The 14989-nt window shown below is 65.7% G+C and carries 18 protein-coding genes; 4 read left to right on the forward strand and 14 right to left on the reverse strand.

The window, feature by feature from the left end:
• The first annotated feature begins 58 nt into the window (after positions 1-58).
• The gene (locus tag ABIR17_RS04780) at positions 59-760 is read left to right on the forward strand and encodes a hypothetical protein (RefSeq protein WP_348003217.1); all 702 of its coding nucleotides are present in this window, start codon (positions 59-61) and stop codon (positions 758-760) included.
• An 80-nt stretch (positions 761-840) separates the two neighbouring features.
• On the opposite strand, the gene ABIR17_RS04785 is transcribed toward ABIR17_RS04780, so the two are convergent.
• Positions 841-2220 carry an FtsX-like permease family protein gene (locus ABIR17_RS04785; protein ID WP_348003218.1) on the reverse strand — a complete coding sequence of 460 codons (1380 nt, stop codon included), beginning with the start codon at positions 2218-2220 and terminating at the stop codon, positions 841-843.
• Complete coding sequence (locus ABIR17_RS04790) at positions 2217-2963, reverse strand: ABC transporter ATP-binding protein (RefSeq protein WP_348003219.1); 747 nt, start codon at positions 2961-2963, stop codon at positions 2217-2219. The genes ABIR17_RS04785 and ABIR17_RS04790 overlap by 4 nt, the downstream gene beginning before the upstream one ends.
• A 149-nt stretch (positions 2964-3112) precedes the next feature.
• Between ABIR17_RS04790 and ABIR17_RS04795 the strand changes: the two genes are divergently transcribed.
• Complete coding sequence (locus tag ABIR17_RS04795; protein WP_348003220.1) at positions 3113-3721, forward strand: hypothetical protein; 609 nt, start codon at positions 3113-3115, stop codon at positions 3719-3721.
• A gap of 34 nt (positions 3722-3755) precedes the next feature.
• On the opposite strand, the gene ABIR17_RS04800 is transcribed toward ABIR17_RS04795, so the two are convergent.
• The 12 genes from ABIR17_RS04800 to hrcA all read right to left on the reverse strand — a co-directional run bounded on the left by ABIR17_RS04800 (position 3756) and on the right by hrcA (position 13693).
• Positions 3756-4418 (reverse strand): response regulator transcription factor, encoded by a 663-nt coding sequence (locus ABIR17_RS04800; protein ID WP_348003221.1) that lies wholly within the window; start codon positions 4416-4418, stop codon positions 3756-3758.
• Positions 4415-5617 carry a histidine kinase gene (locus ABIR17_RS04805; RefSeq protein WP_348003222.1) on the reverse strand — a complete coding sequence of 401 codons (1203 nt, stop codon included), beginning with the start codon at positions 5615-5617 and terminating at the stop codon, positions 4415-4417. Before ABIR17_RS04805 ends, ABIR17_RS04800 begins: the two co-directional genes overlap by 4 nt.
• Before the next feature lie 98 nt (positions 5618-5715).
• On the reverse strand, positions 5716-6609 hold the full coding sequence (gene era, locus ABIR17_RS04810) for a GTPase Era (RefSeq protein ID WP_348003223.1): 894 nt from the start codon (positions 6607-6609) through the stop codon (positions 5716-5718).
• Positions 6606-7934 carry a hemolysin family protein gene (locus ABIR17_RS04815; RefSeq protein ID WP_348003224.1) on the reverse strand — a complete coding sequence of 443 codons (1329 nt, stop codon included), beginning with the start codon at positions 7932-7934 and terminating at the stop codon, positions 6606-6608. The genes era and ABIR17_RS04815 overlap by 4 nt, the downstream gene beginning before the upstream one ends.
• 4 nt (positions 7935-7938) lie before the next feature.
• Entirely contained in the window at positions 7939-8400 is a 462-nt protein-coding gene (gene ybeY / locus ABIR17_RS04820) for an rRNA maturation RNase YbeY (protein WP_348003225.1), read from the reverse strand.
• The gene (locus ABIR17_RS04825) at positions 8397-9353 is read right to left on the reverse strand and encodes a PhoH family protein (RefSeq protein WP_348003277.1); all 957 of its coding nucleotides are present in this window, start codon (positions 9351-9353) and stop codon (positions 8397-8399) included. The genes ybeY and ABIR17_RS04825 overlap by 4 nt, the downstream gene beginning before the upstream one ends.
• Before the next feature lie 73 nt (positions 9354-9426).
• Complete coding sequence (locus ABIR17_RS04830; RefSeq protein ID WP_348003226.1) at positions 9427-9783, reverse strand: HIT domain-containing protein; 357 nt, start codon at positions 9781-9783, stop codon at positions 9427-9429.
• A gap of 81 nt (positions 9784-9864) precedes the next feature.
• Positions 9865-10062, reverse strand: coding sequence for a hypothetical protein (locus ABIR17_RS04835; protein ID WP_348003227.1), 198 nt, complete (start codon positions 10060-10062; stop codon positions 9865-9867).
• A 50-nt stretch (positions 10063-10112) separates the two neighbouring features.
• Positions 10113-10793 carry a phosphotransferase gene (locus ABIR17_RS04840; protein WP_348003228.1) on the reverse strand — a complete coding sequence of 227 codons (681 nt, stop codon included), beginning with the start codon at positions 10791-10793 and terminating at the stop codon, positions 10113-10115.
• Positions 10794-10800: 7 nt separating this feature from the next.
• A complete protein-coding gene (locus tag ABIR17_RS04845; RefSeq protein WP_348003229.1) occupies positions 10801-11544 on the reverse strand; it encodes a 16S rRNA (uracil(1498)-N(3))-methyltransferase in 744 nt (247 codons plus the stop codon).
• An 11-nt stretch (positions 11545-11555) separates the two neighbouring features.
• Positions 11556-12665: a molecular chaperone DnaJ gene (gene dnaJ, locus ABIR17_RS04850; protein WP_348003230.1), complete on the reverse strand. Its 1110-nt coding sequence runs from the start codon at positions 12663-12665 to the stop codon at positions 11556-11558.
• A complete protein-coding gene (gene hrcA / locus ABIR17_RS04855) occupies positions 12662-13693 on the reverse strand; it encodes a heat-inducible transcriptional repressor HrcA (protein ID WP_348003231.1) in 1032 nt (343 codons plus the stop codon). Before hrcA ends, dnaJ begins: the two co-directional genes overlap by 4 nt.
• A 164-nt stretch (positions 13694-13857) precedes the next feature.
• Here hrcA and ABIR17_RS04860 point away from each other — a divergent pair, with 164 nt between their 5' ends.
• Positions 13858-14250, forward strand: coding sequence for a DUF4870 domain-containing protein (locus ABIR17_RS04860; protein ID WP_348003232.1), 393 nt, complete (start codon positions 13858-13860; stop codon positions 14248-14250).
• A gap of 134 nt (positions 14251-14384) precedes the next feature.
• Complete coding sequence (locus ABIR17_RS04865) at positions 14385-14939, forward strand: DUF4870 domain-containing protein (protein ID WP_348003233.1); 555 nt, start codon at positions 14385-14387, stop codon at positions 14937-14939.
• Positions 14940-14989 lie beyond the last annotated feature (50 nt).

Genomic DNA, 14989 nt, shown 5'->3' on the forward strand with positions numbered 1-14989 from the left:
ACCGGCCGGAGGGGGATTGCTTTCCGGCATCACACAGCGCATTTATTGGAGGACGTCCATGTTCCGCACCCCGACCCTGCTCCGCGCGACCATTGCGGTCGCCGTCGGACTCAGCGCCGCAACGCTTCTGAGCGGCTGCTTCTCGCCGGTCGCCATCGGCGGCGCGACTCCGAGGCCGACCTCCACCGGATTCGCCAGCGTCGGCGGCGATACCCCGGAGCCGATCGATACCGGCAACCAGGTCGATCCGACCGCTGCACCGACCGCCGGCTATGTCAGTGTTCAAGACGACCTCAAGGTGCTCGCCGTCGCGGTGCCCGTTGCCTGGACCGACATCGACACTGCGCCCTTCGACGACAATGGCGGCCAACAGTGGGCCTCGATCGCCGCCGCCACGAACCTGGACGACTATTTCGCGGGCTGGTCGGCATCGGGTGTGGAGGTCGGCGCGGCCCCGCTGAACCCCGACCTGACCGATGCCGACCTGACCACGTTCCTCGAGTCCATCAGCGACTACCTCACGAAGGCGTGCACCGTCGACGAGGATGCGGGGACGTACAGCGACCCGTACTACGCCGGATTCGAATCCATCTTTGAAGACTGCGGTGGAGCTGGAAGCGGCGTTGAAGGATTCGCAATCGTCGCCGTCAACACCGACCGCACCCACGTGATCTACGTGCGCGGTCAGATCGCCGACGCCGCCGAAGACCCGAGCGACATTTTTTCCAACATCACCAACTCTTTCCAGGCGACGATCTAGTCTGCTGAACCGAGAGGTCTCCTGACCTGACAGAAAGGGCGTCCGGGGAGCCGGGCGCCCTTTCTCATTTAGGTGGGACGTCAGTCGACGGCGAGCGCCTCGATCGGCGAGATCTGAACTGCCGCTCGCGCCGGCGCCCAGGATGCTACGGCCGTCAGGATTGCCCCGGCGACCACCACGAGCGTGATCGACAGCCACGGCACCCCGGGAATCACAATGCCGTGGGATGCCGCGCCGAGGAGCGACTGCGCCCCACACCAGCCGTAGAACGCCCCGAGCACCAGACCGAGGATGACCGCGGCGAAGGTGAGTTGCGCACTCTCGGCCAGGATCATCCCGCGCACCTGGGGCCGCGAGAAGCCAAGCGCGCGCAGCAGGCCCAGCTCGCGACGCCGCTGCAACACGCTAAGGGAGAGGTTGTTGACGAGCCCGACGGCGGCGATGAGTCCGCTGAAACCGACCAGCACCGAGAACACCGTCGTGGTCGCGGTCAGCATCTGATCGATCCCCTGATAGGTCTCGGGCTGCTGACGTTGGGCCTCGCGAATCGACGCCTCGAACCCGGCCATTGCGACGGCGAACATCGTGACCAAGGTCACCCCGATCACAAGTCCGATCGTCGCGCGCGAGCTGCGCTGTGGGTGTCGCACCGCGTTCTCGGCAGCGAGTCGTGCCGGTGCGCTGCGTCCTGAGAGGCGCCCGACCAACCGCAGTACGGGGGGCATGATGACATCCGCTCCAAGCACGATTCCGGTGAACGACAGCACCCCGCCGGGAAGGGCGATCAACACACCGAGCGGCGACCCCAGCCCGACGAGCACCCCGAATACCAGGAGCAGCAAGCCGAGGATGCCGAGCACGAGAGCCGTGCGGTTGCGCCCCGACCGGGCCAGCGTTTGCTCGCGACTGAGCTCCTCACTGCGACCCAGCGCCTCGAGCGGGGTGACGGTGGTCACGCGACGCGACCCCACCCAGGAGGCGGCCCAGGTGGTGAGCACGACTCCGGCGATCGGGATGAGCACCACCGGGTCGTTGTACAAGTAGCCGGATGGGGGGACGACCCCGGTCGCCACGGCGGCGCGCTCGATGCCGAAGGCCACCGCGGTGCCGATCACCCCTCCCGCGAGCGACCCGACGACGCCGACGCCGAGGCCTTCCCGTGCGATGCGGCCGCGCTCCCGGCGGGCCGACGAGCCGAGCAGGCGCATCAGCGCGATGCTGCGCACTCGGCCGGCGACGATCGTCGAGAAGGTGTTTGACGTGACAACGGCCGAGACGTAGACCGCGATCACGATGAAGACGAAAGCGGTGATGCGCAGCAACAGCGCGACCGTGTTACTCGAACCCGTGACGTCATCCCCCCGCAGTGCCGCGGCGAGCGCGCCGGTTACTTGCAGCAGCGTCACGCCGAACGCCGAGCCGAGGATCGCGACGATCACGCTCGCCCCGTGCTGCTTCACGACTGCACCTCGAGCGAGAGCATGAACGCCGAGATCGCTTCGGCACTCGATCGTGCGCGGTCGGCGACGATCTGCCCGTCACCCAGGATGACGACCCGGTCTGCGTACGACGCGGCGATCGGATCGTGGGTGACCATCACGATCGACTGCCCGTGCTCGGTCGCCGCCTGACGCAGCAGGCCGAGCACATCTCGACCGGTGCGAGAATCCAAGTTGCCGGTCGGCTCGTCGGCGAACACGACATCCGGCCTCGTGGCAAGCGCCCGCGCAATCGCGACCCGCTGCTGCTGCCCGCCGGAGAGCTCGTGCGGGCGATGCGTCATCCGGTCGGCGAGGCCGAGGGAGGCAATCAGTTCATCGATCCACTTCTGCTCGGCCGAGTCCGGCTTGCGGCCGTCGAGCTCGAACGGCAGCAGCAGATTGCCGCGCACATCCAAAGTCGGCACGAGGTTGAAGGCTTGGAACACGAACCCGACGCGACGTCGGCGCACCAGGGTGAGCTGGGCATCCGGCAACTTGCCGATCTCCAGCGGTCCGAGCCACACCTCCCCCGCAGTCGGCGAGTCGAGCCCCGCCATCAGATGCATCAGGGTCGACTTGCCCGAACCAGACGGCCCCATGATCGCCGTGAATTCGCCGCGACGCACGTCGAGCGAGACGTCGCGCAGGGCGTGAACAATGTTGCCGTCGTGGCCGTAAGTCTTGTTGAGGTGCCGCACGCGGGCGGCGAAGTCGTTCTCCATAGGATCAACGCTAGGCAGGGGGCCCGCGCGGCGGATCAGGCGCAAGAACGATCGACCTCCGTCGGGAGGATGACCGCGAGGCGTGCTGACGTTCGACTCGCGCGAATAGTTGGGTGGCCGTCATCCGCTCCTGCGGCGACACTGGTGGAGTGAGACTTCTGCGCCCTGTCCTGCTTCTTGTCGCCGCGACCCTTGCTCTGGCCGGGTGCGCCTCGGCAACCCCCGGCAGCGCGGTACCACCGAGCGCGACGATCACAGCCCCCGGCGAAGTCGTGGGGCAGGGCACCGTGCTGCAAAAGGATGGCGAGACCGCGATGCTCTGTCTCGGTGTCGTCGCGCAGTCGTATCCGCCGCAATGCACGGGACCCGCGATCGCTGGCTGGGACTGGTCGACCATCGATCTGAAGGAATCGTCGGGTGGCGTGACCTGGGGCACCTTCGCCGTATTCGGCACCTGGGACGGCACCACCTTCACCTCAACCCAGTCGCCGATTCCGCTCGCGCTGTACGACCCGATGAAACACGACCCCGACCCGCGCCTCGACCCCGCCAACGCCGGCGCCGGCACGGCCGAGGGGATGACGCACATCCAAAACGATCTGATGAACTCGTCGGTCGTGACCGTGCTCTCGACGCACACCGAGAACGGCTACGTGTGGGTGAGCGTGATCTACGACGACGGCACCATCCAGGCCTACTTCGACGCGACCTATGGCTTCGACGTCGTCGCGGTGCAGCCGGCTCTCGTCGATCGTTGATCTCACGGCCCGCGACTCACGCGCCCGAAGCGGCTCAGACCAGTCGGTGCTCGAAGGCGTAGACCACGAGTTGCACGCGATCGCGCAGCCGCAACTTCGCGAGGACGCGCGAGATGTGAGTCTTCACGGTCGCCTCGCTCACAAATTCAGCCTTCGCGATCTCGGAATTTGACAGACCGCGCGCGGCGAGCATGAAGATCTCCCGCTCACGCGTACTGAGGTCGGCGAGCTCGACGTCAGGGTCGCCGGGCCGCGGAGCACGCTCCCCGAAATGTTGGAAGAGTTCGGCCGTGGCCGCGGGCGCGATCACCGCGGTCCCCGAATGCACGGTCCGGATGGCGGCAAGCAGAAACTCGGGCTCGGCGTCTTTCAGCACGAATCCGCTCGCACCCGCACGGATCGCCTTCGCGGCGTTCTCGTCGAGGTCGAACGTGGTGAGCACCAGGATGCGCGGCCCGATGCTGCCGCCGGCGACCGCATCCGCCACAATTCCCTGCGTCGCCTGGATGCCGTCGGCGACCGGCATCCGAATGTCCATCAAAACGACGTCGGGCTTCGCGTCGCGCACCATCCCGCGGGCGGCCTCGCCGTCGCCAGCCTCGCCCACGACCTCGAGGTCGTCTTGCGAGTCGATGAGCATCCGCAGGCCCGAGCGGAACAGCGGCTGATCGTCGACCAGGGCAACGCGGATGCTCAACTGGCCACCGCGGCGGCCGACGCGCGGGCGAACGGGACGGTCGCGCGCACCCGGAACCGACCGTTGGTTCCGTCGCTTGCCTCGAGTTCCCCGCCGGCCAGCGTCGCGCGTTCCCGCATCCCGGGGATGCCGTGGCCCGCGGTGTTGGCGAGGATCGTTGCGCCCTGGGGGAGGGCGTTCGTCACGATGACAGTGAGGCTGGCGGCGCCCCAGTCGAACACCAGCTCGACGGGGGTGGCCCTTTCACCGTGACGCAAGGCGTTGGTGAGCCCCTCCTGAACGATCCGATACACCGCCAACGCCGCGGGATCAGAGAGCGGGCCCGCGGTGCCGTAACTGTTCCACTCGACCTGGAGCCCGGAGTCCCGAAAACCACGGATGAGGGCGTCAAGGTCGTTCATCCCGGGCTGCGGCCCGGCCTCCTGGTTGTGCCGCAACTCGCCGAGGAGCACCCGCACGTCTGTCAGCGCCGCGCGAGCCGTCGCAGCGATGTTCTCGAGAGCCTCTACCACCGGGGCCGGAACATCCTTCGACGCGTAGCGCGCGCCATCCGCCTGGGCAATGACCACAGCGAGGGAGTGGGCGACGATGTCGTGAACGTCGCGAGCGACTTTGTTGCGCTCCTGCTCGAGGGTGACCTCATGCTTCACCTCGCCGAGCTTCGCTGTCGCGACGATCTCCCCGGACTCGGCTCGCATTCGACCCCGGTTGACGTAGACCAACATTCCCGCCACCCAGGCGAGCGCGAAGAAGGCCAACGCGAAGAAATAGATCAACAGTCCCGAAAACGAAACCCCGTAGCTACCGAAGATCATGAACGACGCCACGAAAGTTCCGACGAGACCCGTCCACCTGGTCGTCGGCTTCCCGTACGCGGCCGTGCCGAAGAACACCAGCAAGAGGGGTGCGTAAACCGCGAAACTCCCGAGGTTCGACAAGTACGAGCTGGCCAGCATCGTGAGAGCGCCGAGCGCGCCGATGGCGAGCGACAGGAACGGCTGGATGCGATAGAGCACGATCGTCGACGCCAGGAGGAGCACCGAAAGCAGTCCCAGAACGCCACTGAAGTCCGAGACGGCCACGGACGCCACGATGAAATAGAGTGCCGCGACAACGCACTCAACGACCAAGCGGTACTTCCGAAAGTTGGCGAGGGAGAACCAGACCTTCAACCGGTCGATGAATTCTCTCTCCGTCATGCCCTCACGCTACGTCGCAGTCACCCCTTCCGGCATCCGTCGCGAGGTTGACTGTCGGTCATCCCCCAGGCGGGCCGAGGTTCAGGCGGGCAGAGGTTCTAAAAGCCGAGACGCCCGAGCTGCTTGGGGTCGCGCTGCCACTCCTTGGCGACTTTCACCCGAATCGACAGGAACACCTGCTTGCCGACGAGCGGTTCGATCTCGGCACGTGCGCGGGCGCCGACATCCTGGAGGCGCTCCCCCGCGTGGCCGATGATGATGCCCTTCTGGCTGTCGCGTTCGACCCAGAGGTTGGCGTAGATCTCGACCAGGTCTTTGTCGTCGCGCTCGATCATGTCGTCGATCGTGACGGCGAGCGAGTGCGGCAGTTCGTCAGAAACTCCCTCAAGCGCCGCCTCACGGATCAGTTCGCTGATGCGCGCTTCGAGGGTCTCGTCGGTGCGCTGCTCGTCGGGGTAGAGCGAGGGCGACTCCGGCAGCAGGGCGACCAGTTGCGTGGTCAAAACATCGAGCTGGATGCGACTGGTCGCCGACACCGGGATGATCGCTTCCCAGTCCGCCAATTCGCTCACTGCGAGTAACTGCTGGGCGACCGCCGGACGCGATGCGGCGTCGATCTTGGTGACGATCGCGACCTTCTTCGCTCGCGGGTAGTCGGCGAGCTGATCGACGATGTACCGGTCACCCGGACCGATGCGATCGGGCGCCGGGATGCACATCCCAATCACGTCGACGTCACCGAGGGTCGCGGTGACGACATCGTTGAGACGCTGTCCGAGCAGCGTGCGCGGGCGGTGCACGCCGGGGGTGTCGACGATGATCAGTTGGCCGTCAGTGGTGTGCACGATCCCGCGGATGGCGCGGCGCGTGGTTTGCGGCTTCGACGACGTGATCGCGACCTTCTCACCGACGAGAGCGTTGGTGAGCGTGGACTTGCCGACGTTGGGCCGCCCGACAAACGAGACGAACCCCGCGCGATGGATAGCGGTCATCCCGCGTGCTCCTTGTTCTTCTCGTCGGTCTTGTCGGACTTGTCGATCTCGAACGCACCCCTGGCGTCGAGCAGCGCCTGGTCGGCCTCGACGACGATCGTGCGCAGCAGTTTGCGGCGGCCTTCGACCCGTTCGGCACGCAGCCAAATTCCCGACAGTTCGACAGCCGACCCGACGTCGGGCAGACGACCCAGGGTCTTCGTCAACAGGCCGCCGGCTGTGTCGACGTCGTCGTCGTCGAGTTCGATCCCAAACAGGTCGCCCAGTTCGTCGAGGGGCAGCCGCGCGCTCACCCGAAAGACTCCGCTGCCCAGGTGCGTCACATCCGGGGTCTCGCGGTCGTATTCGTCGGCGATTTCACCGACCAGTTCTTCGATCAGGTCTTCGAGCGTGACGAGCCCCGCGATTCCGCCGTACTCGTCAACCACGAGCGCGAGATGGATGCTCTTCACCTGCATCTGTCGCAGGGTGTCGTCGGCCTTCTTGGATTCGGGAACGAACTCAGCCGGACGAGCGAGGTCGCGCGCTGAGGCCGTTTTCGCATCTTTCGGCTGTTCAAAGCTCAGCCGGGCGACATCGCGCAGGTAGAGCACCCCGAACACCTCGTCGGCGTCTTTGCCGATCACCGGCATCCGCGAATGGCCGGTGCGCAGGAACTCCGCCATGGCTTGCGCGATCGTGGTGTCGTCATCGAGGGTGTCCATATCGGTTCGGGGCACCATGACCTCGCGCACGACGGTGTCGCCCCATTCGAAGATCGAGTGGATGAGCTCCCGATCGTCTTGCTCGAGCACGTCGAGTTCGGCCGCCTCATCCACCATGCTCAGCAGCTGTTCTTCGCTCGAGAAGGTCTGAGTGCGCGGGCGGCCGGGGGTCACCCGGTTGCCGATCGCGACCAGGGCATCGGCGAGCGGACCCAGGATCACTCGAACGGCCCGGATGATCGGTGCTGAGAATCCGAGCAACCCGCGGGCGTGAGCGCGGCCCACCGAGCGCGGGCTTGACCCGACGAGCACGAACGATGCCGCCGTCATGACGACGACCGAGGCCAGCAAAATCCACCACCAGTCGGCGAACACCGACGCGAACGCGAGGGTGACGAGCACCGCCGCTGTCGTCTCGGAGAGCACGCGCATGAAGTTCAACGCGTTGACGTGAGCGCCGACATCCGCCGCGATCGCCAACAGCGAGGACCGCGTGCGTCGGTTGGCCGCGAGGTCGATCAGGTCGGTGCGACTGACGACCCCGAGTGCCGCATCGGCCGCGGCAAGCAACCCGCCGAAGGCAACCAGCAGCACCGCGAGGGCGACGAAGATTCCGATCACAGCGTTACCGTCGTCGTTCGGCGAGCGTGAAGCCGACCAGAATCTCGCGCTGGATGTCGAACATCTCGCGCTCCTGATCGGGTTCGGCGTGGTCGTAGCCGAGCAGGTGCAGGATGCCGTGAGCGGTCAGAAGGTGCATCTCGTCGGCGGCGCTGTGGCCAGCCTCAATCGCTTGGGCGACCGCGACCTGCGGACACACGACGAGGTCACCGAGCAGTCCGGGCGGGGTGATCTCGTCTTCACTTCCGGGCCGCAGCTCATCCATCGGAAAGGAGAGCACGTCGGTCGGACCCGGTTCGTCCATCCATTGCACATGCAACTGCTCCATCGCCGCTTCGTCGACCAACAGGATGGCGAGCTCGGCATCTCGGTGCACGTGCAGGTGATCGAGGGCGAACGTCGCAAGCCGCTGGAGCGATGCTTCATCGACTTCGACGCCCGACTCGTTATTGATCTCGATGCTCATGTCGATACCTCCGGCGGGTTCTCGCGTTGGTACCGCCGTGCCTGCTGCGTCGCGTCGTACTCGGTGTAGCGATCGACGATTCGGCCGACCAGCGAATGGCGCACGACGTCGTCGCTGGTCAGACGCGAGAAGTGGATGTCATCCATCTCGTTCAGAATTGTGCTCACCAGTTTCAGGCCCGAAGCCCCCGCCGGAAGGTCGACCTGTGTCACGTCGCCGGTGATGACCATCTTGGTTCCGAAGCCGAGCCGAGTGAGGAACATTTTCATCTGCTCGGGGGTGGTGTTCTGTGCCTCGTCAAGCACGACGAACGCGTTGTTGAGGGTGCGCCCGCGCATGTAGGCGAGCGGAGCGACCTCGACGGTGCCGGAGGCGAGCAGTTTAGGCACCAACTCGGGATCCATCATCTCGTTGAGGGCGTCGTAGAGCGGTCGAAGATAAGGGTCGATCTTGTCAGTCAAGGTGCCGGGCAGAAAACCGAGCCGCTCCCCCGCCTCGATCGCCGGCCGAGAAAGGATGATGCGGTCGACCTCTTTGCGCTGCAGAGCCTGCACGGCTTTCGCCATCGCCAGGTAGGTCTTGCCGGTACCGGCGGGACCGATGCCGAAGGTGATCGTGTTGAGGTCGATCGCGTCGACGTACGCCTTCTGGCCGAGAGTCTTGGGACGGATGCTCTTGCCCCGGCTGGTCAGAATGGCCTGGCTCAGCACCTCGGCTGGGCTTCCCTCACCGCGTTCCAGGATGCGGGCACCGGTCGTCACATCGGTCGGACCGAGGTCGACGCCGTTTTTCACCATCGCCACCAACTCAAGCAGGAGTCGCTCGGCAGCACGCAGCTCGGCTTCAGGCCCCTCGAGGCTGACATGGTTGCCACGCACCAGGATGCTCACCTGGGGATAGCGCTGCTCGATGGTCGTGAGCAACCGGTCTTGTGCCCCGAGCAGGCGCACCATGGCGACACCATCCACCTCGAGTTCCGCACGCTGTGGCGCAGCAGAGCCGAGTTCCGTCACAGCGTTCCCCTGCTCACAGCGTTCCCTCGGTCAGTGCACCGGTGTGCTCGGGGTCACCGAGAACGTGCGCGTGCACGTGAAAGACCGTTTGCCCGGCGGTTTCACCCGTGTTGAAGATCAACCGAAACTCCCCGCCGCAGTGCTCGTCTGCAAGGTGCTGCGCGACCGAAACGAGTTCGGCAAGCAGGCCCGCGTCGCCCGCGGCGAGCGCCGCAACGTTCGGGTACGTTCCCACCTTCGGGAACACCAGCAGGTGCACGGGCGCCTTCGGCGCGATGTCGCGGATCGCGAGCACACGGTCGTTCTCGAAAACCTTCGAGGCAGGGATTTCTCCGGCGACGATTCGCTCGAAGACGCTGGCCTCTGACATGACCTCCAGCTTACGGTTTCGACCCACGCGAAAACCGGGCTTCAGTACGCTGGCGGCGAAGAGGAGGTCCGATGCAACTCGTCAGTCGCCCAGCACGCCGATGACCTCGATCGTGCGGCTCAGTTCTACGCCCGGCTGCTCGGGGTCGAGCCGACCGCGAAGTTCGATCCTCCCGGGCTTCTGTTCTTCGATCTCGACGGTGTGCGCCTGCTGCTCGAACGCGGCGCCCCAACGCCATGCCTTCATTCGCGACTCCGAGGGCAACACCGTCGGACTCATCTCGTTCAGCCCTTCGACCTAGGCGCTCGGTGTCCTAGGCACTCTGTGTCCTAGGCGTTCCAGGCGGCACGGTAGTAGTCGATGCGGTCTTCGTCGCGCTCGATCCCGTACGCGGCGAAGAACTCGTCTTGCCATCCTTCGCCGTAGTTCCAGTCGAGGCTCAGGCTGGCAATGGCCAGGTCCGCCCAGCGGTCGCCGACCCCGATCGCTCCGAAATCGACATGCCCAACGAAGCGGCCGTCGACCCCGATGATCGTGTTCGGTGCACACGCATCGCCATGGATCACGACGGCCCCGTCATCCGGTCGCGGAGCATCCGCCGGAATCCACGGGGTGCGGAACGGACAGGCTGCGGACGGCACTTTATCGTGGAGCGCCCGAAGTCCGGCCGCGATCGCGAGGACGGCGTCACGGGGTCGTTCGACCCAGGTCGGTGAGACCGCGCCCTCGCCGTCGAGCGCTCGCGTGACGAGCACCTGACCCTGGTCGTCGCGCCCCAGGTCGAGCACTTCAGGAACCGGATGCCCGATCGTGCGCGCCCAGATCAGGCGCACCCGCTCGTCCTCCAGATCGACCCCGCTGCCCCGTGGATTCCACTTGAGAAAGCGGTCACCGGCAACGAAGGTGAGGCCGCCGAGTTCGTTGCGCCAGACCACGTCGTCGATCTGATCCGCGAAGGCGCGCACCAGGTCGGGAACCTCAACCGGACCGGTCGGCACTCCAGCTACCACCGTGCGCCTACCAACGCGCGAGCCTCGCGTTCAACACGGCAAGCGCGGCGGGTCCAGCCGTGGACGTGCGCAACACTTCGGGGCCTAGCCGCACGATCGTTGCGCCAGCAGACAGGAAAGTCTCGAGTTCGCGCGGTGCGATGCCGCCCTCCGGTCCCACCACGAGGGTGATCCGGTCAGCGTCAAGCGGCACCGCAGTGAGCGTCACGGTCGCCGTCGGTTCCAACACCAGGATGACGCCCGCCAGTTTCGCAACGGCGGCCGTCGACATCATCGGTTCGACGACCGGAATGCGGGATCGGATGGACTGCTTCGTCGCCTCGCGCACGATCGACGCCCACCGCTCGCGGCCTTTGTCGGCCTTCGGGCCGTCCCAGCGCGACACCGACCGCTCGGCCGCCCACGGGATCACGCCGGCCGCGCCCAGTTCGGTAGCGGCCTGGATGGCGAGTTCGTCCCGATCGCCTTTCGCGAGCGCCTGCACCAACCACAACTCGGGAAGGGTCGCAGGGTCGAGGCTCGAGGACTCGACAGTCACCGACACCACGCCATCGTCGATCGAGAGCACGGGACCCGACACCACGAGACCGGCGCCATCGCCGAGTGAGATCTTCTCGCCGATGCGCACCCGAGCGACCGAGACCGCGTGCCGCGCCTCCTCGCCGCCGAACGTCACGACCGAGCCGGCCACGGCATCCGTTCCCAGATTTAGCTGCCGAGCGAGATCACCCGCGAGATAGAGCGAAGCCATGCGCGACCGAGCTAAACGCCCAAGAACCGATCGCGGATCTTCGCGAACAGCCCCTGCTGGAACGTCGCGAACTCGGGCGCGACCGGGCGACGCGAGGCAGCGAACTCTTCCATCAGCTTTTGCTCTTTGCTGTTGAGCCGCACCGGCGTCACCACCTGGATGCCCACCTTCAGATCTCCGCGACCCGCACCGCGCAGGTGGGTGATGCCGCGATCCTTGACGGTCACGACGTCGGCGCTCTGCGTGCCCGGCTTGATCTCGATCGAAACCTCGCCATCGAGCGATCCGAGACTGACGCGGGTGCCGAGCACGGCATCCGTCATCTGCACTTCGAGAGTCGCGAGCAGATCGTCGCCATTGCGGCTAAAGGTCTCGTGGTGCTTGACCTTGACCTCGAGGTAGATGTCCCCATTGGATCCACCCGCCGGGCCGGCCTCACCCTGGCTGGGGAGATGCAGTCGCGTGCCGGTTTCAACTCCCGCCGGGACGTCGAGCGAGATCGTGCGCTTGGCGCGCACGCGGCCCTGGCCGGCACACGTTGGGCACGGGTTCGGGATGACGGTGCCGTAGCCGCGGCAGGTTCCACACGGGCTCGACGTCATGACGTTGCCCAGCAGCGACCGAACGGCGCGCTGGATCTGACCGCTCCCCCGGCAGATGTCACAGGTGACAACGGAGGTGCCGGGCGCGCAGCACGAGCCGCCGCACGCCTCGCACGTGACCGCGGTGTCGACATCGATGTCACGGTGCACGCCGAACACGACTTCTTCGAGTTCAACCTCAACCCGTAGGAGGGAGTCCTGCCCGCGTTCACGGCGCGAGCGGGGAGCTGATCGACTTTGCCCACCGCCGAAGAAGGTTTCGAAGATGTCGCCGAAACCGAACGTCGCCCCGCCGCCTCCGCCGCCGAAGCCGGTCTGCGGTCCTAGGTCGTAGCGTTCACGCTGGTTGGCGTCGCTCAGCACGTCGTAGGCGTGAGTGACCGACTTGAAGCGTTCGGCGGCGTCCCCACTCGGATTCACATCGGGATGCAACTCGCGCGCCAGCTTGCGGTACGCCTTCTTGATCTCTTCAGTGCTCGCGGTGCGCGAGACTCCGAGAACTTCGTAGTGGTCGGTCACCCGCGGTCGTCCTCACCGAGAAGTCGTGTGAGGTATCGCGCCACCGCACGCACCGCAGCCATGTTGCTCGAGTAGTCCATCCGGGTCGGACCGAGCACGCCGAGATGGGCGAGCCCTCCTCCCGACGCGGTGTAGCCGGTCGCGACGAGACTCGTCTCGCTCAGCCCGGATGACTCGTGCTCGCGCCCGATGCTGGTTCGCACCTCGTCGACCTCGATCTGCATTTCGCCGAACAGTTTCAGCATCGTCACTTGCTCCTCGAGGGCTTCGAGCACCGGGTAGATACTGCCGCTGAAATCGCGTTCAGTGCGAGCCAGGTTCGCTGACCCCGCCACCACGAGACGGTCCTGTCGGTTGGCGGCGACCTGCTCGCCGATGCTCGCTGCGATTGACGCGATCAGCTCGGCGCGTTCGCGGGGGAAGGCAGCGGTGAGGGTGGGCAGCTTCGCAGCCGCGTCTGCGAGGCCGAGGCCGCCGAGTTCCGTGTTAAGCCGCTCACGCAGTTCGGCCACGGCGTTGTCGTCAAGAGGAGCGGCGACATCCAGCAGGCGTTGATCGACGCGGCCGGTGTCGGTGATCAGTACCGTCATGAGGCGGGTTGGGCCGAGCGCGACGACTTCGATGTGCCGCACCCGGGCGCTGCCGAACGACGGGTACTGCGCAAGCGCGACCTGACTCGTGAAAGTCGACAGCAACCGAACCGTGCGCGCGAGCACGTCGTCAAGGTCGACAGCTTCGCCGAGGAACACCTCGATCGCCTGCCGTTGTCCGGCGCTCAGCGGACGCAGTTCGGTGAGCTGATCGACGAAGACGCGGTAGCCCTTGTCGGTGGGGACGCGCCCGGACGAGGTGTGCGGAGCCGCGATCAGCTCTTCTTCTTCGAGCTGCGCCATGTCGTTGCGGATCGTCGCGGCCGAGACGCCGAAGGAGTGTCGCTCCACGATCGCCTTTGAACCGACCGGCTCACGGGATGCGACGTAGTCCTCCACGATCACGCGGAGCACCTCGAGGCTGCGTTCGGAGACCATGCGAGCCCCCTTCCGCGGTTAGCACTCGATCAGATCGACTGCCAATGATAGCTCGACACGCCATCGCCGGGCCGTTGCATAGGTGATGAGGCAGCGCTACCGTTCGAGTGTTATCACTGGCGTCGGCAGGTGCCGACATTCGCTCATCGAAAGGCATGAAGGTCATGACCACTCCGCAGCCCGCGGCTCCGGCACCGCAGCCACCTCTCACCGCAGCGGAAGACCAGCAGTGGGCGTCGTTCGCTCACTTTGGGAACATCCTCACGCTCATCCCGCCGCTCATCATCTGGGTCCTCTTCAAGGACCGTGGCGCGAAGTCGAACGTCGAAGGTAAAGAAGCCCTGAACTTCGGAATCACGGTGGCCATCATCGGCGTTGCGATCGGCATCGTTAACGGCATCCTCGGTCTCGTGACGCTGGGCTTCTGGTTCGTTATCGGATGGATTCTGCCCGTCGCTCTCTGGGTGTTCGTGGTGCTGTTCTCGATCCAGGGCGGCACCAAGGTCAGCGCCGGTGGCTCGTACCGGTACCCCTTCGCCATCCGCTTCATCAAGTAGCCCCCACCGCATCTGCAAGAGCCGGGCCCTCGGGTCCGGCTCTTCGTGCATCAGCGTGGCCCGTTGCATCACGTGACCGCGAGGCACTAGCTTGTGACCGACCCGCCACCTAACTCGTTGAAAGGCCTTCCCACATGAGCACCCCTCCTCCTCCTCCCGCGCAGCCTGCTGCTCCGCAGCCAGCTATCCCGGCTCAGCCTGCTGGTCCGCTCACCGAGGCCGGCGACAAGCAGTGGGCGATGCTCGCCCACTTCGGCGGCGCAATCAGCCTCTTCACGATCTTCGTGGGCTTCTCGCTGGTGAGCTTCATTGGCGGCGTTCCCGGCAGCGTCATTGTTCAGGTAATCCTGGCGCTCCTGTCGCTGGTGCCTGCGCTCGTCATCTACCTGGTGTTCGGCAAGCGGGGACCCCGCACTCTCGTTGAGTCGAAAGAGGCGCTGAACTTCCAGATCACCGCGGTCGCGATTTTGGTCGTCTGGATCATCGTGTCGTCGATCATCGTCTACAACATCATCGTCTCGTTGGCGTTCGGATTCAGCGAGGGTCCGTACTGGGCGATCTTCATCGTTCTGGGAATCCCGACGCTCGCGATCGTTGGCCTCAACATCCTGCTGTCGGTCCTTGGCGGTCTCAAGGTTCAGAAGGGTGGCACGTACCGCTACCCCTTCGCGATCCGCGTTATCAAGTAGTCGCGACCTCGTTTGAGAAGAGCCGGGCCCTCGGGTCCGGCTCTTCTGGT

It is taken from the genome of Pseudolysinimonas sp., from assembly GCF_039912695.1.
GTDB lineage: Bacteria > Actinomycetota > Actinomycetes > Actinomycetales > Microbacteriaceae > Pseudolysinimonas_A.

What these genes read in the sequence shown, in the direction of transcription:
- ABIR17_RS04780 (WP_348003217.1), top strand. Translation starts at nt 59, where the DNA reads ATGTTCCGCACCCCGACCCTGCTCCGCGCGACCATTGCGGTCGCCGTC.
- ABIR17_RS04790 (WP_348003219.1), bottom strand. Translation starts at nt 2,963, where the DNA reads ATGGAGAACGACTTCGCCGCCCGCGTGCGGCACCTCAACAAGACTTAC.
- ABIR17_RS04805 (WP_348003222.1), bottom strand. Translation starts at nt 5,617, where the DNA reads ATGACGGAGAGAGAATTCATCGACCGGTTGAAGGTCTGGTTCTCCCTC.
- era (WP_348003223.1), bottom strand. Translation starts at nt 6,609, where the DNA reads ATGACCGCTATCCATCGCGCGGGGTTCGTCTCGTTTGTCGGGCGGCCC.
- ybeY (WP_348003225.1), bottom strand. Translation starts at nt 8,400, where the DNA reads ATGAGCATCGAGATCAATAACGAGTCGGGCGTCGAAGTCGATGAAGCA.
- ABIR17_RS04825 (WP_348003277.1), bottom strand. Translation starts at nt 9,353, where the DNA reads ATGGTGCGCCTGCTCGGGGCACAAGACCGGTTGCTCACGACCATCGAG.
- ABIR17_RS04830 (WP_348003226.1), bottom strand. Translation starts at nt 9,783, where the DNA reads ATGTCAGAGGCCAGCGTCTTCGAGCGAATCGTCGCCGGAGAAATCCCT.
- ABIR17_RS04835 (WP_348003227.1), bottom strand. Translation starts at nt 10,062, where the DNA reads ATGAGTCCGACGGTGTTGCCCTCGGAGTCGCGAATGAAGGCATGGCGT.
- ABIR17_RS04845 (WP_348003229.1), bottom strand. Translation starts at nt 11,544, where the DNA reads ATGGCTTCGCTCTATCTCGCGGGTGATCTCGCTCGGCAGCTAAATCTG.
- hrcA (WP_348003231.1), bottom strand. Translation starts at nt 13,693, where the DNA reads ATGGTCTCCGAACGCAGCCTCGAGGTGCTCCGCGTGATCGTGGAGGAC.
- ABIR17_RS04860 (WP_348003232.1), top strand. Translation starts at nt 13,858, where the DNA reads ATGACCACTCCGCAGCCCGCGGCTCCGGCACCGCAGCCACCTCTCACC.
- ABIR17_RS04865 (WP_348003233.1), top strand. Translation starts at nt 14,385, where the DNA reads ATGAGCACCCCTCCTCCTCCTCCCGCGCAGCCTGCTGCTCCGCAGCCA.